20 protein-coding genes and 1 tRNA gene are annotated in these 21,130 nt (G+C 43.2%); 10 read left to right on the plus strand and 11 right to left on the minus strand.

Annotated features, from left to right (window positions below; all coding sequences use genetic code 11):
* The coding region (locus CH376_RS08260) for a transglycosylase domain-containing protein (protein WP_207769136.1) at positions 1–1,026 on the minus strand (1,026 nt) is incomplete at its 3' end.
* Between the two features lie 6 nt (positions 1,027–1,032).
* A complete protein-coding gene (locus CH376_RS08265; protein WP_100784956.1) occupies positions 1,033–2,109 on the minus strand; it encodes a zinc dependent phospholipase C family protein in 1,077 nt (358 codons plus the stop codon).
* A gap of 75 nt (positions 2,110–2,184) precedes the next feature.
* Between CH376_RS08265 and CH376_RS08270 the strand changes: the two genes are divergently transcribed.
* On the plus strand, positions 2,185–3,453 hold the full coding sequence (locus CH376_RS08270; protein WP_100784957.1) for a diaminopimelate decarboxylase: 1,269 nt from the start codon (positions 2,185–2,187) through the stop codon (positions 3,451–3,453).
* Positions 3,431–4,147, plus strand: a complete 717-nt coding sequence (locus CH376_RS08275) for an IspD/TarI family cytidylyltransferase (RefSeq protein ID WP_100784958.1) — start codon at positions 3,431–3,433, stop codon at positions 4,145–4,147. The genes CH376_RS08270 and CH376_RS08275 overlap by 23 nt, the downstream gene beginning before the upstream one ends.
* A gap of 669 nt (positions 4,148–4,816) precedes the next feature.
* On the opposite strand, the gene CH376_RS08285 is transcribed toward CH376_RS08275, so the two are convergent.
* Positions 4,817–5,281 (minus strand): hypothetical protein, encoded by a 465-nt coding sequence (locus CH376_RS08285; RefSeq protein ID WP_100784960.1) that lies wholly within the window; start codon positions 5,279–5,281, stop codon positions 4,817–4,819.
* 25 nt (positions 5,282–5,306) lie between these two features.
* Positions 5,307–5,513 carry a heavy-metal-associated domain-containing protein gene (locus CH376_RS08290; protein WP_100784961.1) on the minus strand — a complete coding sequence of 69 codons (207 nt, stop codon included), beginning with the start codon at positions 5,511–5,513 and terminating at the stop codon, positions 5,307–5,309.
* Between the two features lie 182 nt (positions 5,514–5,695).
* On the opposite strand from CH376_RS08290, the gene CH376_RS08300 reads away from it, so the two are divergent.
* The 6 genes from CH376_RS08300 to CH376_RS24210 all read left to right on the plus strand — a co-directional run bounded on the left by CH376_RS08300 (position 5,696) and on the right by CH376_RS24210 (position 10,195).
* Positions 5,696–5,992 (plus strand): 2Fe-2S iron-sulfur cluster-binding protein, encoded by a 297-nt coding sequence (locus CH376_RS08300; RefSeq protein ID WP_100784963.1) that lies wholly within the window; start codon positions 5,696–5,698, stop codon positions 5,990–5,992.
* 10 nt (positions 5,993–6,002) lie between these two features.
* Positions 6,003–6,398, plus strand: coding sequence for a Cu(I)-responsive transcriptional regulator (gene cueR, locus CH376_RS08305; RefSeq protein WP_100784964.1), 396 nt, complete (start codon positions 6,003–6,005; stop codon positions 6,396–6,398).
* A gap of 133 nt (positions 6,399–6,531) precedes the next feature.
* Positions 6,532–6,613 (plus strand) — tRNA-Leu (locus CH376_RS08310).
* An 820-nt stretch (positions 6,614–7,433) separates the two neighbouring features.
* Positions 7,434–8,846, plus strand: a complete 1,413-nt coding sequence (locus CH376_RS08320; RefSeq protein ID WP_100784966.1) for an MBOAT family O-acyltransferase — start codon at positions 7,434–7,436, stop codon at positions 8,844–8,846.
* Positions 8,815–9,780: a hypothetical protein gene (locus CH376_RS08325; protein WP_100784967.1), complete on the plus strand. Its 966-nt coding sequence runs from the start codon at positions 8,815–8,817 to the stop codon at positions 9,778–9,780. Before CH376_RS08320 ends, CH376_RS08325 begins: the two co-directional genes overlap by 32 nt.
* Positions 9,781–10,030: 250 nt before the next feature.
* A complete protein-coding gene (locus tag CH376_RS24210) occupies positions 10,031–10,195 on the plus strand; it encodes a hypothetical protein (protein ID WP_165781718.1) in 165 nt (54 codons plus the stop codon).
* A gap of 130 nt (positions 10,196–10,325) precedes the next feature.
* Here the strand turns inward: CH376_RS24210 and CH376_RS08330 are convergent, their stop codons facing one another.
* From CH376_RS08330 to CH376_RS08360, 7 genes are all read right to left on the minus strand, one after another.
* Positions 10,326–10,973 (minus strand): FFLEELY motif protein, encoded by a 648-nt coding sequence (locus CH376_RS08330; RefSeq protein ID WP_100784968.1) that lies wholly within the window; start codon positions 10,971–10,973, stop codon positions 10,326–10,328.
* 53 nt (positions 10,974–11,026) lie between these two features.
* Positions 11,027–11,770 (minus strand): SPOR domain-containing protein, encoded by a 744-nt coding sequence (locus CH376_RS08335; protein WP_100784969.1) that lies wholly within the window; start codon positions 11,768–11,770, stop codon positions 11,027–11,029.
* A complete protein-coding gene (coaE, locus tag CH376_RS08340; protein ID WP_100784970.1) occupies positions 11,767–12,390 on the minus strand; it encodes a dephospho-CoA kinase in 624 nt (207 codons plus the stop codon). The genes CH376_RS08335 and coaE overlap by 4 nt, the downstream gene beginning before the upstream one ends.
* 541 nt (positions 12,391–12,931) lie before the next feature.
* A complete protein-coding gene (locus tag CH376_RS08345) occupies positions 12,932–15,478 on the minus strand; it encodes an NHL repeat-containing protein (protein WP_100784971.1) in 2,547 nt (848 codons plus the stop codon).
* Between the two features lie 425 nt (positions 15,479–15,903).
* Positions 15,904–16,356 carry a hemerythrin domain-containing protein gene (locus tag CH376_RS08350; RefSeq protein ID WP_100784972.1) on the minus strand — a complete coding sequence of 151 codons (453 nt, stop codon included), beginning with the start codon at positions 16,354–16,356 and terminating at the stop codon, positions 15,904–15,906.
* A gap of 2 nt (positions 16,357–16,358) precedes the next feature.
* Positions 16,359–18,041, minus strand: coding sequence for a GGDEF domain-containing phosphodiesterase (locus CH376_RS08355; protein ID WP_100784973.1), 1,683 nt, complete (start codon positions 18,039–18,041; stop codon positions 16,359–16,361).
* Between the two features lie 215 nt (positions 18,042–18,256).
* Entirely contained in the window at positions 18,257–18,661 is a 405-nt protein-coding gene (locus CH376_RS08360; RefSeq protein WP_100785041.1) for an STAS domain-containing protein, read from the minus strand.
* Positions 18,662–18,988: 327 nt separating this feature from the next.
* Between CH376_RS08360 and CH376_RS08365 the strand changes: the two genes are divergently transcribed.
* Both CH376_RS08365 and CH376_RS08370 read left to right on the plus strand, forming a co-directional pair.
* Complete coding sequence (locus CH376_RS08365; protein ID WP_100785042.1) at positions 18,989–19,402, plus strand: globin family protein; 414 nt, start codon at positions 18,989–18,991, stop codon at positions 19,400–19,402.
* 72 nt (positions 19,403–19,474) lie between these two features.
* Complete coding sequence (locus CH376_RS08370) at positions 19,475–21,097, plus strand: methyl-accepting chemotaxis protein (protein ID WP_100784974.1); 1,623 nt, start codon at positions 19,475–19,477, stop codon at positions 21,095–21,097.
* Positions 21,098–21,130 lie beyond the last annotated feature (33 nt).

Genomic DNA, 21,130 nt, shown 5'->3' on the forward strand with positions numbered 1-21,130 from the left:
CGCTTGGGTTTGGTGCTGAATGTTTAATGTAGAATAGATCTTGAGGCCGCCGCTGTAGAGGGTCGTTTTCGGAATGTATCGGGTTAGATTCTTGCGAACGTATTCCGTAAAATAAGGAAAACGATTGAGACGATCTCCGAAGGCGGAGTCGTTCGGCGAACGGTTTAGAGTTATGTAATATTCCGAAAACGCGTCGTATTCTTTTTCGGCGGTTTTGATATCTAAGATCCCGTTTTCGACAAACTTCTTAAATACCACCCGCACTTTGGCGCTGGAAGAATTCGGATTGACCAAGGGAGAAAATTCTGTAGGACGCGTAGTCAAACTTGCAAGAAGAGCGGATTCTCCCCAACTCAAATCCTTTACGTCCTTTCGAAAGTAGAATCGCGCCGCCGCTCCGACCCCGATCGTTCCGTGGCCTAAAGGGATTTCGTTGAGATAGATTTCCATCAGAGTGTCTTTGTCAAAGACGGCTTCGAGAAGAAGCGCGAGCCAGGCTTCTCTTGCTTTTCTTAAAAAGGAACGCTCCGTGTTTAAAAATCGCAGACGCGCGACTTGCTGCGTGATCGTGGAAGCTCCTTCCTTGATTCTTCCCGCGAGAACGTTGACCATAAAGGCGCGGAAAATTCCGCGAAGATCGAGTCCCCAGTGAGAATAGAAATTGTTGTCTTCCGTGGAAACGAAACTCCGAATGAGTTTGTTCGGTTTTCCGTCCTCTTCGGGAGGAAGTTCTTTGATGTTCAATACGACACGTGAAAAACGATAGAACTCCGCGATCGGTTCGTATTCGTTTTTGTCGTTGAGTCCGTAGAGAACCGAAGGTTTTTCGTATTGATTCGATTCGGGAACTCTCCAGAGATCCTTGATAGAAAACACAAATAAGAATCCGTTGAGAAACAAAAGTCCCGCACAGAGTTTGGCGAGTTGTCTGATCGGATCGGGTGAGTTTAGAACTTTTTGAAGAATTCTATCTCGGAAGTGGATTACAAAAAAACGAGAAAGATAACTGACTGGTTCGTGTTTCATATTCGATTAAACTTCTTCTATCGGTGAAAATTCTTTCATGCTGTCGATTCCCTGAAATCGGAGTCCCGTATCCAAATTGTATCCCTGGTATTCCTTTAAAAAAGCGGTTCGGGACATCTTATTTTCGAGATAATTCCATGCGTGGGTCAGCGCGTCTTTTCCGTTCTGAGCCGAACGATTGATGAGTTCAACGAAAGAATCCTCTCTTACGATCGTCGGGTCCGCGGGATAATTCCACTTCTTGTGTTCTTCGTTCATGATTCTTTTGTCGATATGTTCCTTGAGAGGAAGCATCAAAACCGAGGATCTCACTTTGTGAAACGTGATCTTATCCAAAAGTTTGAGCGCGCCCCGCATCCATTTGCTTCTGGAATCCATGACCTTGTGAAACTCCAGATATCCGAGAAAGGATTCGTTTAACAAATCTCCCGGAATGATCTTGTCTTCGGAACCGATATAATGTTTTTTGAATGCTTCCGGGAACGTCGTCTTAAAACCGCGAAGCCAAAAATGCCAGAGCATCGGATCCATCTTCCAGGATTTTTTCTCGGATTTAAAGATCGCGTCTACGTGATGGACGAAGTCGTATTCTTTCGGAGTCATTCCCCATCTGTAGTCGAGGAGCCAGGAATCCAGAGCGTTCTCCACTCTCATGTGATGATACTGAGCAAGGCTGCTGATCTTCTTGTCCTTGTTGTAAAAATCTCCGGAGATATAAAAGATATAAGGGTGCGTGACGATGTCGACCGCGCAGTGACAGATATAACCCAGAGTAAAAGCGATGTAACGATCTCTGTGAATTCCCTCTTCGGTTTGAAGAATCAAATCCAAAAAGTTGAGAATCAATTCCGCGACCGAGTTATGATGGCTCATGTCTCCCCAGACCGTCGCCTTCTTCGTTTTGGCAGGAGAAAGAATATGATAAAAATAAAATATATCGGGAGCGATCGCGCCGATGTTCGCGAACTTTCGATTGGATTCCGCGCGCATGAGTCCGGCGATTTTTCTTTGTTCCGGAGTTCCGTGATCCAGATGTTTGCAAACCTGGGAAAGAACTTCGAGATGAGTGATTTTGCCAGCCATGGATGAAAATGCCTTTAAAAAAACAGGACACAAACGGAGCCTGTTCTAAAACCATTTAGAAATGCCCGTTTCACTATGCAATCAATAGAAAAATTAAAATTTTTGACTGAATCCCAAGTGCGCGCCGTCGCACAACAATTCGGAACCCCCGTTTTTGTCTATTCCAGAGAGAGAATCGAAAAAAGCTGCGACACGGCTCTTGCGTTTCCGAACGCGTTCGGGCTTACCGTACGATACGCAATGAAGGCGAATCCGAATCGAACCATTCTCGAGATCATGAAACGAAAAGGAATTCAGATCGACGCGAGCTCGGAATACGAAGTGCAAAGAGCGATTCATTACGGATTCAAACCGGAAGAGATCATGTTGACCTCTCAAGAACTCGCAAAGGGTTTGAAAGAATTGGTCGAAAAAGGGGTGATCTTCAACGCGTGTTCCTTGAGACAACTCGAATCTTTTGGAAAGTTATTTCCAGGGAAAGAAGTCAGCGTTCGATTCAATCCGGGACTCGGTTCGGGACAAACGAAGAAAACGGACGTGGGCGGCAAAACTTCTTCCTTCGGAGTTTGGCACGAGGACATCGGCAAAGTGAAAGAGATCGCCAAAAAATACGATCTCAAAATATTCAAAGTGCACACTCATATCGGATCCGGAAGTGATCCCGCGGTTTGGAAGATTGTCGCACAAGTTTCTTTGGATCTCGCGGCTCAGTTTCCGGAATGTAGAATTCTCAATTTAGGCGGAGGATTCAAAGTCGGAAGAATGGAAGACGAAAAGACGACCGACTTTCAGACGATCGGAAAGCCGGTGATCGAACTCTTTCAGGAATTCGCAAAGAAGAACGGAACCAAGCTCCATATGGAGATCGAGCCAGGTTCTTTTATGATGGTGAATAACGGAGCCATCGTAACAACCGTCGACGATATCGTATCGACGGGAGAAAACGGATATACGTTCGTCAAGGTCGACGCAGGGATGGACGTGAACACAAGACCATCCCTTTATGCCGCAAAACATCCGTTAGTCGTCGTTCCCAAAGAAGGAACTCATTCCGGAAAGACGGAAGATTACGTTTTTGTGGGACATTGTTGCGAGAGCGGAGATCTTTTCACGCAAGCCGAAGGCGGAGGACCGATCACAAGAACGACCGGCGAAGCAAAGTTAGGCGATCTTATAGTGATGGAAGGAGCGGGCGCTTATTGTTCCTCGATGTCCACGAAAAATTACAATTCCTTTCCCGAGACCGCCGAAGTTTTGTTGGGACTCGACGGTTCTTTTCAACTCATAAGAAAACGTCAGAATTTGGAACAGATCTTTCAAAATGAAGTCTCTGTTTCTCTCTGAAAAAATCTACGTTCTGATTTTAGCCGGTGGAACCGGCACAAGAATGGGTTCGTCGGTTCCGAAACAATTTTTGGAATTTCAGAACGAACCGGTTCTAATTCATTCCCTCAGACGATTTCAGGATTGGGGAAAACAAAAAAGAATCGTCCTGGTTTCTCATAAAGTATCGATTCCGAAAACCGAAGAGATCTGCGCCCCTTTTTTGAGGGACGAGGATCGGATCGTGGAAGGCGGAGAAACAAGACACGCATCGATGTTGCAGGGTCTTTCCGTTTTGGATATCGGAAACGAAGACGTCATTTTGATACACGACGCCGCGAGACCTTTCGTCTTAGGAGAAGAGTTGGATCGTTTATGCGAAAGCGTAAGGAAGAATGGAATCGGGACGCTCGCTTCCAGAACTTCCGAAACAGTATTAGAAGAATATAATGGACTCACCGCATCGTTTCTCGACCGAGAACATATCTGGTTTATGAAAACTCCGCAAGGAATCAGAGGCGATGTCTTAAAGGAACTTTTGTCTTTTCCTTTGAATTTGATTCCCACCGATCTTTGTTCTTGGGCTTTAGGTTGCGGAAAAAAATCCGCGATTGTAGAATCTCATCCTTTCAACCTCAAGATCACTCGTAAAGAGGATTTGGAGCTCGCGGAATTCTATTCTTCCCTATTTCAAAAACTCGTCCCGGAATCTTAAAATTTGATCCGCACTTGTGCGCAGTTCGGAACCGATGATCCGACCGAATTTCATTTCGATCGAGAATCCGTTCTAAAACCGTAAAATGTGGGAACTCCCACTGGAATTTAACGGCGGTCATTCTGTTCGAGGATGGATGAAGATCCTGAAAGGGACCGAATCTGCGGGAACTCCAAGAAGAATCAAACGGAGATCCGTCCTTTAGAAAGTTTTCGTACCGTCAAAAGGAAGAAATTGCGGGAACTCCCGCGTTTTCGTAATCGTAGAGAAGGACTCAAAGTCCACAAAACGCAGAAAGGGACGTAATTTGTAGGAACTCACACATCTTCGATGGACAAGAACTCTATCAAAAGAAATTCATTTCTTCTTTCGAGGTCGAAGACGGATTCTAAGATCGATTCTAAAAATCCCGGAAAGTTTTTTGCATTTCAGTTTCGAAAAAAGGGAAGGTTTTTTCACAAGCGAATTTCTAAAAGAGAAGTTTTGTCGGACCAAATATCGATTCTAAAAAAAACACCAAGATGTGTAGGAACTTTTACTTTCTTTTTTGACAAAGTAAATTTCCGGAAGTCGGCCTTCCAAAAGGCAAAATGGCAAGAGAAAAATTTGAAAGACCGCAGGAAGAATTGAGTTTTCTCCGGCGCCGATCGACGCCGAAGAGATTCGTTTTTATTTTTTTGGAATCGGAAGGTCGTAGACGGCTTCCGCGCCTTGAAGTTTTGCACGAGACGCTTTCAAGATCAATTTTCCGGAAGTAGGAACTTTGGAAGTCGGGCAAAAGAAATGATCCGGATGCGCTTGGCATTCCAACTTCTGTTCCTTGTTCCCTTCAACGAGTTTTGCCTGAAGAGAGCTGTCTTTCATGATTGGATTTTTTAAACTCACATCCAAAAGAAGAATTTTAAAACCTTCTTTTAAAACGATGAGTTCCGTGTGAAAAGAGCCCGGCATACGGATGGCTCCTCCGTTAGGACCGGGATGATCGTCCCCGTGCGCACGCAATCCATAACTTGCGAATATAAGAAGAATTGAAATCGCCAGTTTTGAAACCTCGGTTTTAAGGACGGAAGTATTCGTTTTTAAACTCGGAACAGAAACGTTTCCGAGAGTTTCGTTTTGAATGGAAGTTCTCATTTTAAATCTCTCCTTTTGTTGATTGTTAAACGACAGTGCTTTTGGATACGGGGTAACCGCATTCTTCGATTAGATTTGCGAGTTCTTTTTCCGAGCGTCCGCTTTTCACTCGAACGGTTTGACTTACGACATCCACGCTTACCTGAACATTCGGATCGATCGTTTTGATCGCTTTGGAAATCACGTTCGCACAACTTCCACAGGACATATTCTCCACTTGAAATTCTAACATTTGAATTCTCCTTGGATTCTTTTTGGAATCTTTAAGAACAAGGCTAAACCTTCCCTTAATGGGAAGGTCAAGGGGTGATTCCGTTTTTTTTGCGCAATGACTGATTTTTTTTGATCTTCCGATCTTGACCTTCCTCCAGTGGGAACCTTTAGAATTTTTCCGAAGTTGGACAAGGAGGTAGTATGGGTTTTAAAATTCACTTTCCGGATCTGAATCGCAGAATCGAATCCGGGGAAAAGGAAACGATTTTAGATTCTGCTTTGAATGCGGGAATCGATCTTGCGTATTCTTGCAGATTCGGTCGATGTGGGGTTTGTAAAATTCTTCTCTTGGGCGGAAAGGTGGAGCATCTTTCTCACGGAAAGTTTTCTTTGACGGAAGAAGAAAAGGAAGAGGGTTTTATTTTGGCTTGCAGATCCGTTCCTCTGAGCGACCTTATTCTTCCTTGGACTCATAAAAGTCCAAAAATTATATCGTGAGAAATCGGTTATGAATATCGGGGAAGTGTCCAAAAAATCCGGCGTCACCGCAAAACAAATTCGCCACTACGAAACGATCGGTCTGATTCCGAAAGCGAGAAGGGGAGAATCCGGTTATAGAATGTATTCTTCCGATGACGTCCACATCCTTCAGTTTGTGAAGAGGGCTCGGAGTATGGGTTTTGCTCTGAAAGAAATCAAGAAGTTAGTCGGTCTTTGGAGGAATCAGAGCAGGGCAAGCTCCGATGTGAAAATTCTCGCTCTCTCTCACTTAAAAACTCTGGAAACCAAGATTGCGGAGATGAAGGAAATGGCGGATACGCTCAAGGACTTGGCGTCGCATTGCAACGGAGACCATCGCCCTCATTGTCCGATTCTAAAATCCCTTTCGAACGAGAAGGTTTGAAATTTTATTTGCCTCGAGCGATTGGTAATTTGTTTTCATCGGTTTCCCGAGAGGCAATTCCCAAAATGGCTGGGAAGAATTGTTTCTTTCAGCTTGACTCCGCTCGAAACTCCCAAAAATTGGAGATCTCACCGCGAGTATGGTGGAATTGGTAGACACGCCAGATTTAGGTTCTGGTGCAGTAATGTGTGGGGGTTCGAGTCCCTCTACTCGCAAGACTTCTTTCTTAAATCCAAAACATTGAATTGTAGAAATGTGACTCGAAGCGAGCTTTGTTAAATCGTTTTGAGCTTTCGTAAAAAGCGAAAAACGATTCCGAGGGGCAGGAAGGCCCGAGGCCAAAGCGAGACGCCGTGGAGCCAAATTCGACAGGAAGTCGAATTGCGTAACGGCGAGTCCCTCTACTCGCAAGACTTCTTTTTTAAATCCAATTGAACCTGAAAAAGTCGAACCGTGGAAGGTCGAATCGAGGCGGCTTTTCGCGAAGTTGTGGGAACTCTTACATTCTTGGTGTTCTTTTAGGGAAAAATTATAATTCTACTCTGCAATTCTCGGAAAGTAGGAACTCCTTCGTTTTAAACTTCACAGAAAGAATCCCTCAGCGAAAGGAGTTCCCGCGTTTTCAATTCTCAAAAGAAGGAGTTCCTACTTTTTCCACTTACAAAATACATTCAACTTCGTGAGGAAGAACTCATCCAATATACAAGAAGAAATTCTGTTATCCAAAATTGGATCCTGATTCTTCTCCTCAATCGGATGACCAGATGGAAAGGGGAAACGGAAACGGAAACGGCAAAAGAATGGTTTACAACGACTCAAAAATGGTCAAGAGAAGGAACGGAAATTCTCTTAGAATCCGAAGATCGTTGTTTGGGCTCGTTTTGAAAAGTGGGAACTCACTCGAATCCGCTTTACTTTTCGAGCTTCTCTCTAAATTCTGATTCTACTTTATTGAAAAGACGAAAGGAGTTCGAGCTTTCTTTTAGGCTTGGAAAGAATTCCTTCCCTTTTTGCAAAACGATCTCTTAAGACCCGATGCTCTTTAACTCGATTCATTTTCTCGTATTCTATCCGATCGTAGCGATCTCCTATTTTCTCCTTCCGTTTCGTTTTCGATGGATTCTTCTCCTTCTTGCGAGCTGTTATTTTTATATGGCCTTTATTCCGGCCTATATTCTTATCCTCGCGTTTACGATCGTCTTGGATTACTATCTCGCGATCTGGATCGAAAACGCGCGCGGATCCAAAAGAAGAACCTTTCTCATATTGAGTCTTTCGTCGAACGTGGGAATTCTTATCTTTTTTAAATACTTCAATTTCCTTTTGGACAATACCGGAATTCTTTATAAATTTCTTTTTTCCTCGGAAATGCCGATTTCACGGCTTGAGATCATTCTTCCGATCGGATTATCGTTTCATACGTTTCAGTCCATGGGTTATATCGTTGAAGTCTATCAGGGAAAGATCAAAGCGGAAAGACATCTGGGATACTATTGGGTTTACGTGATGTTCTTTCCTCAGTTGGTTGCGGGTCCGATCGAAAGGGCGCATCATCTGATGACTCAGTTTCATCAGGAACACAAGATTCTTTTTCAAAACGTGGAACACGGATTGAAATATATAGTTTATGGATTCTTAATGAAGCTTTTTATCGCCGACCGTCTTTCCGTGTTCGTGGACGCGATGTACAACCAACCTTCCGAAAAGTCCGGAGCCGATCTTTTGGTCGCCACTTATTTTTTTGCATTTCAGATCTATTGCGATTTCGCGGGATATTCGAACATCGCCATCGGAACCGCGAAAATTCTGGGAATCGATTTGATGAAGAATTTCGATCGACCCTATTTTTCATCCAGCGTATCCGAATTTTGGGGACGGTGGCATATATCGCTTTCTTCCTGGTTTCGGGACTACGTCTACATTCCGTTAGGCGGAAATCGCGTGTCCACCTTCAGACATATTAGCAATCTCTTAATCGTTTTCGCTCTTTCCGGAATATGGCACGGAGCGAATTGGACCTTCGTCGTTTGGGGACTTTTGAACGGAATTTATCTCGCTTTGGAAGTTCTCTTTCGAAGAATTTTTTCTTCGGAAAAATCGAAACACAATTGGATCCGGGTTTTGGGATTTATTTTTACGTTTCACTGCGTTCTTTTCAGTTGGGTCTATTTCCGCGCGAGTTCCGTCGGAGTCGCGCATCTCATTCTCGCGAGGATCTTTGATTTCTCAAACGGAGAATCCTTGGATTTGATCGTCGAATTTCAGAAAAAAGCCGGAGTTTTCGCGCTCTTTCTATTTCTTATCCTGGAAGGAATTTTTCCTTTCTGGGAAAAAACGAAGGAAGGCTGGGGAAAATACGGAGACTGGGCCGCCGCCGGTTTGTTTGTCGTTTTGATTTTTACGGGAGGAGTGTTCTATGGATCCAGTTTCATCTACTTCCAATTCTAAAATTCTGCGTTATGCGGGCTTTGCTATCGCGTTCCTTTTTTCAATTTTTGTATTCGATAGAATTTCCTATACACTTTTCTTTCCTCAATACGATAAGATGTTTTCGATGTATAAGAATTTCAAACCTTCGGAAGTTTTGATCGTAGGTTCGAGTCATATCCTCTGGGATTTGGATCCTTCCGTTTTGACGAAAGAATTCGGAAAACCGGTCACACTTCTGAATATACCGGGCGCCAATCTAACGCTCCGAAAAGAAATCGTCCGAGAATATTTCAGAAAGAATCAAAATCAAAAACCTTCTCTACTCGTTTTAGAAACCGATAAATTTGTCTTTCACAAAGAACGTTATCCGGATTCGGCTTACAAATCCGTAAAAGGTTATTATCACAAGGGATTGTTTGTGGACTTCTTAGATCGAAAAGTTCCGAAAGAATCCGTTCTCGAATACTGGACGTTTCGGATCTCCCATTCTTATTCCCTCAATTCTTTTTCCCATTTTATCTTTTCAAAACTCTACGATAAATATCTTTCTTCGATTTTTGTTTGGAAATTGAACGCGAGCGAAAAAGAAAACGAAGAAAAAATCCGGAACTGGAAGAATCAATACGAACACCTTTCTCCTCAAATCGAAAAGGATCTCGTTCAAGAACTTTATGAAATTCTAAAGTTCGCCGGCGACAACGGAGTGAAGGTCGTACTTTTGGAAACTCCCAATTATTTCTTTTCCGAGGAAGAAAACCGGAAATACGATTCCGTTCGGAAGGAACTTATGAGAATCGCGGAGGATTCCGGTTCGGTTTACCTTCGGTTGGATCCGGGTCTTTTTGAAACGAAGTCGGAATTCTTCTTTGACGCCTCCCATCTCAATCTTTCCGGAAAGGCCGCGTATACGGATTTTTTTCAAAAGGAACTTCGGAAAAAATCACTTTTCTAAATTGGAATTTTTACCCTTTCGATTTTTTCCGCTGAGAACAAAACGAGGAACGTGTCCTTATTATTCATAAGCGGACTGAATCTTGATACGAATTTGTCGCAACAACGACAATCCTCCGTTAAAAGCCGCGGGCCCCGCCCTGATCTAGGGTGGAGGGGAGCGGGGGATTAACTCCCTGCGACGCTCTCTAAGGATCGCGTCGCAGGGAAAAACTTCGGGGGGACTTTGCTCTATCAGAAAATCATACTTTTTGCAAGTAACAAGTCTCGGATATAGGAGCTCCTACAAAATTCGGATGGGCGCCTCGGTTACTTCAAAACACTTTTTCCAACTTGCGAGTTACGTTACGGCAAGGGAACGTTATGATTTTTCCGACGAAGCCGGCAATGGTAAAGAGGAATTAAAACTGACTTAAAGCTGTTTCGGTTCGTATCGACGGAATTTTATCGCGAAGAATCGGGAAAGAGGGAACATAGATTCGCCGGATTTTGAGAAGGGTTCGATCCGGAACCCAAAAAAGTTTTTTTGGAAAAAACTTATTTTGTCTACGCGTGAAGTTCCCCGACGGGACTTCCGATTTCCAATTTTCCGATGAGTTTCGTTTCTCTGTCGACGAAGGCGTCGATAAACGGATTGAGATCTTTGATCTTACTCGATAGATCGTAACCTGCTTCCATCGTTTCCACCAAGGAGGTCGCGCCTACCATGGAAGCGGCGACTTTGATCGGAGCCATCACGAGTTTTATCATCGGAAGTTTAGAAAGAGAGAAGAAAAAACGAAGAGTATTGCCGACCATCTGGATCTGCTGTTTTCTTTCGTCGAAACGATCGGCCTCGCCCATTGCGGCGTAAAGATTGTCTCTGGAGATCACTCCGTCTTCCATAAGATTATTTTCGATCACTACTTTAGCGGTATCAAAATCGAGAGAGTCCGTTAGTCGATTTAGGAGAATGATCTGATGGATGTTGTCGGTCATGGATTTACCCGCGACCGTTTTCAACTTTTCGTAGAGACTTTCCAAGGCGTTGTCTCTTTCTTCTTTATTGGAAGGAGAATAAAGATTGTATTCGAAAAAATTCGGAATCCCATCGTATCCTTTTATGATCAGAAGATCGGAATACGTTGTGCGAAGCCTCTCAATCGTCGCGCGTACAACTGCTTTGCGCGTTAGCTCTAACACCTTTGGATCCATTCGAAACTTAGAAACTGATTTCGTAGGCTATATAGAGAAGGTCAATATAAAAATCAATCCTTGACTATGATGGCTCCCGATCTCAATTTTGCAGGCAGCATTTTAGAAAGGCCTTCTGCTTCTTTTTTAGACGATGCGGAGCCAAATCGTACCGTATAGTATCCGTTTCTTGATCTTTTGACGGTTGCTTTCGAATTTTTATCCTTTCCTGAAATTGATTTTTTTAATTCGTCCGCTTTTTCTTTATCTTTAAATGCGGCGACTTGAAGAGTAAAACCGTTTGATTCTTCGTCCGAAGAAGATTTGGAAATTCGTTTCGATTTTTTTTCTTCGTTCTTCTTAACTTTTTTCGATTCCTTGGAACTTTCAGGTTCTTTGACGGATAACGTTTCCGGAAGGGATTTGTTCTCTTTTTCCACGGAAGTCGAAGGAGTTGTTCCCGACTTTTTAAACTCCACAACTTCGGTCGCGGGAGGAATATTTTTAAACGTTACGGAATCTTGAGTTTTAGAATTCGAAGGAGAATTCGTCGTCGCAGGAGGGATTTCCGTAGAAGCTACCGAGTTGTTTCCTTCCGAGGGAATTTGTCCCGGTTCGGAGAATGGAATTCCGTTTTGAACTTCTTGGTTTTTGATGTCGTTTAACGTTAAGGATTCTTCTCCCGAATTTCCTCCGTGCTTTTTTCCCACGGAAACTCCTAAGAAAAAAAACGAGAACAAAAGTCCGAGTAAGAAAAGGGAGAGAATTACAATTCTCTTATTGTCGAGATTGATCACATAAAATATTTTTTCTTTCATAACATTTTTCCTAACAGAGCGGCGTAGAGATTTTTACATTCTTCTCTGAGTGTTTCCAAGTTCCCTCTGTTTCTAATTATATAATCGGCTCTTTTTAGCTTTTCCGAAAGAGGAAGTTGGTTTGCAATTCTTGCTAAAACGTCCTCTTTTGTCGTCCCGTCTCTTGAAATCGTTCTCAAGATCGATTCCTCCGGATCCGAATCCACGGCGACCGTCGCGTCGCAGAGTGTGTGCGCGTCGGTTTCAAAAAGAAGCGGGACTTCCCAGATCACGAGTTTCCCCGAGGCTTCCGTTTCCAAAATTTTGAGGAAGTCTTGTCTCACCCTGGGATGAATCAGTTTGTTGAGTCCTTCCAATTTTTTCGGATCGTGAAAAACCAATTCGGCGATTTTTTTCCGATCCGGTTTTCCTTCTCCGTCGAGAATCTCCGATCCTAAGAGTTCGATCAGTTCCCGAAGTATCGGGGTGTCCGGCGCCGTATAACGTTTGGCGAGCGGATCCGCTTGAATCGCGAATGCCCCCAACTCGGCCAAAATTTTTGTCGCGGTGCTCTTCCCGCCTCCGATCATTCCGGTAATTCCGACCAAAAAGGCCTTTTTTGCGGAATTCGAACTCTGCATGCGTTGATGTTGCCCCTGCCGCTCAAAAAGTACAAGCAAAAAAGAAATTTCCGGATTCTCACTCCGAACGGACTTCAAGTCCGTTTATAACTCGTTTTTAGAATGGCGTTTGTTTGTAGGAACACGGACCCAAACTTTGAAAGGGTGGAAGTAGGATTCTTATAAGAATCTTATTGAAATCGCTTTGATCCGGAGCGATCGCAGGTTTCTATGCGTGTTTTATTTTTTAGAAACGCGGGAACTCCTCGCGAAATCGTATTCTTTTAGCGTGTTGCAATTTGTGTGATAAAGGAATTGCCGCGCAAACCTCTGAAAAAGTAGGAACTCCTTCTTTTAGAACGTAAGTTTCCGATTCTTATCATTAACCTGATAAGAACCTGTCCCAAAACTGGGACAGAACCTTGCAACTTGGTCTTTCCGACAAAATAAAATAAGGTTTTGGGACGCGCTGTAAGTTAGAATCATCTGAAAAAGTAGGAACTCCTTCTTTCCAAGCCCGGAGCTCTTACGAAGAAACTCCGGGACTTTTCGAATTTCACGTTCAATCGATCTTTCGAATAAAACGCATGTAAGGATGCATCTCGACTACATAGAGGCTTCTTCCGTTCGAAACCATTCCTCTCGGATTGTAAAAACTTCCTTCCCCGCCTTGGCAGGTCCCGATCGTTCCTCCGTCCGGTCCGCCCGGATACGCATTTGGAGTTCCTGTAGAAGCGACCGGATCTATCGGAGCACATCCGATCAGATTTGTAACTGCATACGGAGCCGTTTTCGAAATCTTTTTGATCAATGTAGTTCCGTCAGATACAAACAAACTATTATTATCCTGCGCAAGAGCAAATGGTCTTGCAAGGCGAGCCGAAGTTCCGGTCGCATTCACGACGTTCCCGTAAGTTCCCGCAGGATCACCTGCGATCGTAGAAACGCCGACCGGGCTTGTCGTAAGATCCAATTTCTTGATATTATGAGAATTTGTGTCCGCGACGTAAAGCGTGTTCGAATCGTAAATAACGTGAGTCGGTTGGTTGAATTTTGCCACGTCTCCCGGGCCATCCAATGTTCCCGCAGTTCCGCTTCCCGCGATCGTTGTTACGGTGTTGTCGGAGATCCTAATCTTCCGAATCTTATTGTTCCCCGTATCGGCTACGTAAAGATAAGTCCCATCCGTTGCGATTCCTTTGGGGGCGTTGAATCTCGCAGCGGTTCCGACAGCATCGGTCGTTCCGGACGTCCCAGCAAGTCCGGCGATCGTCGAATATGCATTGGTGATCAGATTGTATTTTACGATAAAGTGATTCTGACTCGTAATATACAGATAGATCCCGTCGGTCGTGATTCCTTTCGGCCTATCAATTGTGATCGGGAGAGTCGAAACGTTTCGGTTCGCGATATTGATCTTTCGAACCGTACCAAGGTTCGAAGTCGCCGTATTGAAATCGACGGCATAGATATTGATTCCGTCCGTCGTAATGTGGTATAAATTGCCGAAAACACCTACCGGACTAAAACCCATAGCTGCACCGTAACCGTCCTGCATCAAGCCTGAGGTGGAATCAGCGGGATCTCCAATAAACCAATCAGCGCTACCGGTTGCCGGATTTTCAACGTAAGGCGCCAAGGGGATATTACTTACCATGATATTCCCGTTCACCAAATTACCCAGCGTGACTCCGTTCACACAATTGATAAGAATCGTGTTCACATCCGCAGCGGCGATCGTGCCGGAAGCCTGCGCTATATAACAAGTCTGTCCCGCGGGTTGGCCGGAAATCGAAACTGCATACCCGGTCGTATCTCCAATCGGAGTCGTCATCGTAAATGCTCCGTTAGACGAAATTACGGTAGAATCGGCTCCGTTGTTTTTTAACGTGATACTTCCCGTCAATCCGGAGATCGTTCCTCCGACATTATAAAGAGGGGCGCCGCAAGAAACGGAAACATCGCTGATCGCGGAAGAAGCGATTGTCCCTGTGTTATTGCTCAATGAACACAATTGAGTCGGAGAAGTCGGATTCTGCTGAATAGTGACATTGTATGCGGCGCCGCTCGCCACGGAGGTTCCGAAAGAAAAACTTCCGTCTGCCGTAATCGAGATCGGATCGGCTCCGTTATTTTTCAGGACCAATCCGCTTCCGAGGACGTTGGACGCGGAACCTCCCACGGCGTAGGAGTTAGTGGAACAAGAAACCGCAATTCCGCTTACGGAAGAGGAGGTAACGTTTCCGCTCCCGCTGGTAACGGAACAAGTCTGAGTCGGCGAACTCGGGTTTTGCGAAACGGTAACGTTATACGTTCCGCCGCTGGAAATTCCGGCGGGAAAAACGTAGACTCCGTTTGTAGTAATTGCGATGTCATCCGTTCCGTTATTCTTCAGAGTCAAGCCCGTGCCCGAAAGACCTGACACAGTACCGCCGACGGTGAAAGAATCCGTGGAACAAGTAATTGCAACATTTGTAATATCCGCGCCGGCAATCAAACCGGTGCCGTTGGAAACGGAGCAAGTTTGGCTGAGAGAACTCGGGTTTTGCGAAACGGTGACGTTGTATGTACCGCCGTTTACAACCTTGGTCGCGAATGAAAACGAACCGTCCGCGGAGATTGCCGTCGAGTCTGAGCCGTTATTTTGCAGAGTCAGACCTGTCCCGTTCAATCCGGTAACGGTGCCTTTGACGTTAAATCCGACGACCGAGCAGATCACTTGAATGTTTGTAATCGGCTGGGAAAATACGATTCCCGAACCGTTGCTCACTGAACAAATCTGTGCGGGAGAAAACGGATTCTGTTTAACGGTAACGTTGTAAGAAGAGGACCCCGCGATCTTTTCGTTGAAAACAAAAGTTCCGTTCGAAGAGATGTTGATCGTATCCTTGCCGTTATTCGTCAAAATGAGGCCGGTTCCCGTTAATCCGACAACGCTTCCTCCTATCGATTCCGGAGTTAAATCCACTCCGTTTGTGGTGATAAATCCCGGAATATTGAGTATCGCTTTCAAGGAAAGATTGGAAGAATCCTTATCTCCAAGACAATTGAAGGTGATGAGAATTCCGGCGATCGAGCAGATGTGAAAGAATTTTGTCCGTGTTTTCATAGAAATTTTTAGTCTGGAATTACGGCTTTTTTTATTTTGAACCAGAACGTTTCCGTAATGCTTTTATCAGACTCCCCCAACATTCAATTTTATTAAAATACAAATCCGGTTTCTTTTCTTGATTCTTCAACGAAGAAGAATTAAGAAATCCAACCGAAAGTATTGCGAATTAATTTATAGACCGGATATTCGCATTGTCGGATTAAAAATTCAAGTACTTTATTAAATCCGGTTCAGAAGTATTATAAATACATAATATAATTCATGGGAAACGTGGAAAATGAAAGTTCGCATTTATATCGAATCATAGGAAATTATAAAAAGTAACCGAATGAGTCCATTTTGTAGGAAAGAAACACAATCGTCTAAGAAAGTATAACGATTTTTGCAAATTGAATCCTTCCTTCTTTTAAACATAATAAGATCTAATTTGCGACTTTCTCTTCGGTCGAAAGTTTTCTGATGATATCCTCTATCAATGGATAGAATTCGGATTCTTCCCTTTCGATTCTTTTCCTGAGATGATGCAGAATCTCGATCGTTTCCTCTTTAAAATTTCCGAAATTCATTTCGATTGTGAGAGGATCCGAGTATTTGCTCGCATAATCCAGCAAAGTATCCTTTAAACCGAACATCGTCTTCTGATATTGTTCAAAAAGGGAAACGAGCGTGGGCGAGTTGTGCGTGTAGTGTTCCATCTTCAGATAGAGTTCCATGTCTTCCACGTTGAGATGAAAAAGTAAAGATGCCGAAAAGATGGAAAGCAGTTCCACCAGATGTCCTATGTTCGGATTCGCTTTGTCGATCTCGGATTCGATCTGATGGGCGTATTCATTCACGATTTGATGTTGTTTTTTAAGTTTTCCGATCAGTTCCATGTTTAATTCCTGCTAATTTTTTGAGTTAATTTTGTTTTGATGTATTCTTCTACTTTCGAAGCCTCCAGAGGATAAGAATAAAAGTAACCCTGCGCGTAGTTGCAATTGAGTTCTTTTAAAAGTTCGTGTTGATTCGGATTTTCGACGCCTTCGACAATGATAGCTTTATCCATCGCTTGGATGAGATTGATCAGAGAGGATATGATCGTCTTGCTAGAGGATTTAAAGTAGTTAAAGAGAAAGACTTTATCGAGCTTGATGTAATCCACGGGAAGAGTCTGAAGTCTTCCGAGAGAAGAGTAACCTTTTCCGAAATCGTCTATGGCAAACCTATAACCGAAGTCTTTGAGGAGAGCGATCACCTTGTTTACCTTAATCAAATTGGAATCGAAAGAATCTTCGATGATCTCCAAAATGATAGAATCCGGAGAAATGCCGTAAAAGTCGGTGGCTTCCTTGAGAACGTTAAAAATCTGTTTATCGTTGAGTTGTTTCGCCGAAATGTTAAGCGAAATGCAGATCTGATTTTCTTTTAAAATGGAAGTGTTGTACGATTTCAGGGTATCCCAGATCAGCCATTCTCCGATCGTTTTGATAAAGCTAGAACTCTCCGCGATAGAAATAAAACTCGCAGGCATCAGCTTTCCTTTTTCGGGATGATTCCAGCGCAACAAAACTTCCATGGAAAGAATCGAATCTTGCCGAAGATCCATGATCGGCTGATAGGCCAATTCCAGTTCATTTCGGTTTAACACTTTTCTTAAATCGATCTCGATCTTTGCTCTAGTGGCGTTCTGTTCTATCGTGCTTCTATCGTAGTGATAAAAAGAATTCGGGCCAATCAGCGAAGACTGCTGCACCGCTTCTTCCAGAATTCTTAAAGAATTAAGATCGGAATTGACCAATTGATCAAATTGGGCGTAACCCACGTTCGCGTTTAGGTGAAACTCTCTTTCACGATAAGTGAAAGGGAAGGAAAATAGAAGAATGATACATTCAGCGAACCACTCCGCTTCCAGCTCCGATTCGACGTTGGCGCTCGCGATTAAAAAACGTTCGGAGCCCAGTCTGAAAATCTGATCACCCTTAGAAATATATTTTTTCAGACGTTCCGCGATCTTAAGGGCGATGGATTCGTAATAAAAGTTATCTTCCTTATTTAGAATAGAATCCGGATTGGAAAGTGATATTAGAAAGAGAAAGTAGGGCCGATTGGACTGGGTGTTGTAGATCCGATTGTTGCTATATATGGAAAGAAAGTAATTTTTGTTGGGAAGTCCGGTGAAACGATCTTGGTAAAAAGATTCTTTAGAATCGGCGGAAAGATTTTGACGCACCGTAAGAAAGCGGATCGCGTTGATCTCCTCCAAATCATGGACGATAAAATTCAACATTAGGGTCATATCGTTAAAGTAGCCTACGTCGATAAGCCCCGATTCCAGAAGAACGCTGGAAAGCCCCATCTCCTTTTCAAACTGAATTCCTTTCGTGCTTTTTAGATAAGATAAAAGAGAATCTTGAATACTCTGAAAATTCGGCGATTGAAGAAGTTCGTCGAATGTCGCGTTTGTATATAATAAATCCCAATTTTTTGAAAAGAGTGCGATTCCTTCCTTGGAATTATCCGAGCAGAATTTAATCGCTCTTCTTAGAATGAGGGGGGAAACTTGAGTATTGTTAGTCACTTTGCAACCAGCCTATACTCGAGTAGTCTAACAATTTGCTTTATAAATAGAAAACGGACTTATAAGAGTTATAATTTAGTTTTATAAAAAAATACTAACTATGTTTTGCGTGTAGCAGAGCATCTAAATTTAGTCGGCTCTGCAATTTTTTAGAAAGCAGAAGACATGGAAAGCCCTATGAGTAAGGAATTACAGAAAAAGAAGGGTGCTTTCGATCAGGGATTAAACAGACGAATCGCTTCTGCGAAGTTAGACGCTGTTCTAAGCAGAGATTTTAGCCGGGTAAGCTCCAGCATCTTTTCGATTTCGGGAGTAAGGGAATAGAGAATGATTCCGGCGTTCGGCATCTTATTGAGTCGGGAGTGGGTGGCGATAAAGGTCGCAATTCCGGAAGAATCCATCACTCTCACTCCGGATAAATCTATTAGAAGAATGTAAACTTCGTTTTCGATCGATTCGTTGAAAGCGTCCTTCAGTTTTTTCGCGGAAAAAATATTAATATCTCCCTGAATCTGAAAGATAACAGCCGGCCCGGGGAGTGTTCCCGCAGAGGAAATGTGTTCGATCGTTAAATTCATATCGTTTGTTTTATAGCTAATAGAGTCTGCTTTGGGATCCATTTCGTTTCTCCGCATTCAACTTTACTAAGATTCAAATCTCGAGAATTAAATTCAATTAAAAATGGAAAGAAATTTTTAATTGATTAGAATACCGATCGAGGAGTGAAACTCGGTTCTGAATTCTGAAATCGGGACATTCAAAAGTAATTTAGCTCCCGTCTGTGAAAAATAAAACGAATGTGGTATTGAATTATAAATAGATATTACCTCTGTTTTACAGTACGACTTGAATTAAGATGAAAGTTTGCTCCCGCCGATAAATTGAAAATACGCTTGTGGACCTCTTTTTCCTTTGATAGAATCCGAAAAAAATATCGGGGGCAATCGATGGCATTGGGAAATGAGGATATCGAATTAGTAAAATCGAGTTTTGAAAAAGTTTACGTGAACAAGGACGAAGTGGCGACTTTATTTTACAGCAAACTTTTCGAACTGGAACCGAGTTATAAATCTTTATTCAAAGGGGATATGAATGAGCAGGGAAGAAAGCTCATGTTAATGCTTAGAACTCTGGTTTCAGGTTTGGGAGATCTTGCAAGTTTAGTTCCCGTTATTCAGGATATGGGGAAGCGCCATTTGAAATACGGAGTGAAAACTCAAGACTACGACGTGGTAGGCGCCGCTCTTCTCGCCACGCTGCAGCAAGGTTTAGGAGCCGAGTTTACTCCTAAATTGAAAGGCTTATGGACGGACATCTATCAGATCGTAGCCAAGACCGCGATCGAAGGTAGTAAACAGTAATCGAAATCGGTTTCACGGCGACTAACGTTCAGAAACCGATTCCTTTCATTTCGTAAAATTCAGCGGCGATGTATGAAAATTAAATCTAAGAATCCGAGTTTTCGAACTGTATTTCGCGTTTTCAAAAGACCGAATTTCATAGTCAGCATCGCGACTTTATTTTACGTAATTCTGTTTTGTTTAGCGCTTCTTCAGTTCAAAAAAAGGGATCAAATCGTAGAGGACTCCTATCGCGATCGTGTGGAACGACTCAAACTGATCGAAGCCAACGCACTAAAGCGCGAACTTGAAACGAAAAACAATCGATATGAAAGTTTTAAAAACGTCGAATACCGCTCGATCGCGGATTCAAAAATCGAATTTCAAGGCTGGTCCGATTTTTTTTGGACTTCGTTTATGAAAAATTCTTGGATGCGTTTGCTGAATTTTTCTCCTGAAAATCGAACGGCTTCCGAAGTTAAGAATTCTTTTTCCGAAGAAGGACAAATCAATTTTCGGAATATCGCGAATATGCGAATCGAATCTTTGGAGCAGTCTGCATTTAGCGTCGGAATGTTTTGCGTCTTTGGAGCGGGGACTCTCTGCTTATTATTCTTTCTAAACATATTTTTATATAAGGATTCTAAAGCGACGAGCATCAAAATTTCGATTCTAAAAAAGAAAATCGAATCGGGAGATATTCTGTTAACAACGCAAGCCGAAGAACAGCTCGTGGATAGCCCGGCGCTTCTTACATTGGCGGAAACGATTCATAAATACGGAAGTGAGCTGATGACGGAAACCGACGCTATTAAAAGCAGGTTTTCGGAAGTGTCCGCTCTGACTCATCTCATCAACGAGACTTCACACGTTCTCAATTCCAATATCAGCGAGGAAAACGAAAGGATACGGGAAATCCATTCTCTTGCAAACTCGATCAAGGGAGAGATCAGCAACATAGACAGAAACGCGGATTCTTATTATATCCTGGTTTCCTCTTTGAACGTTGAAATCAAACAACTCGACGAGATCATCGATCACGTCGGCTCGGCGGTCGAAAAATCCATGAAGGGCGCTTCGGAGATGGAGAAAAACATAGAAAGCGGATCCAATACGATCGTTCAACTCGCGGAAAGCGTTTCCAAGATCGAGAATAATTCGAAGGAGATGAAGTTGATCGCGTCCTTGATTAAGCAGATTTCAGAGCGAATCAACCTGCTCGCGTTAAACGCCGCGATCGAATCCGCGCGAGCTGGGGCTTATGGACGGGGATTTTCGGTCGTTGCCAGGGAAGTCGGCGCTTTGGCGCAGGAAACCGATAAGAGTATGAAAACGATCGAATCTCTCATACAAAAGAGCATCTATGAGGCGGATCTAGGACGATCGCTCGTCAATCGTTCCGGAGAGTTATATGAGAATATTATAAAAGACTTAATAAATCTCAAATCCTCCAGCGAAGAGATCGTAAACCTTGTCGAACTTCAAACCCAAAAAAGGGCAAGAATCAAATATAGCAGCGATCAGATCGACAAGAAGTCCGACGAAATTTATAATTCCATCAAACAGCACAAGAACGCGAATTCGGGGATGGAAACTCAAATCTCCAAAATCTCAAAGATCACAAACGGCAGTCTTTCTATTTCGAAGTCTTTGATGGATTATTCCGATCAGCTCAATGCGAAATCGACAAGAATAGAAAATATAAACAAAATATGATTAAGACCGATTAAAAAAAGAATCTGGTTTAGA

The sequence above is a fragment of the Leptospira adleri genome, from assembly GCF_002811985.1.
GTDB classification, from domain to species: domain Bacteria; phylum Spirochaetota; class Leptospiria; order Leptospirales; family Leptospiraceae; genus Leptospira; species Leptospira adleri.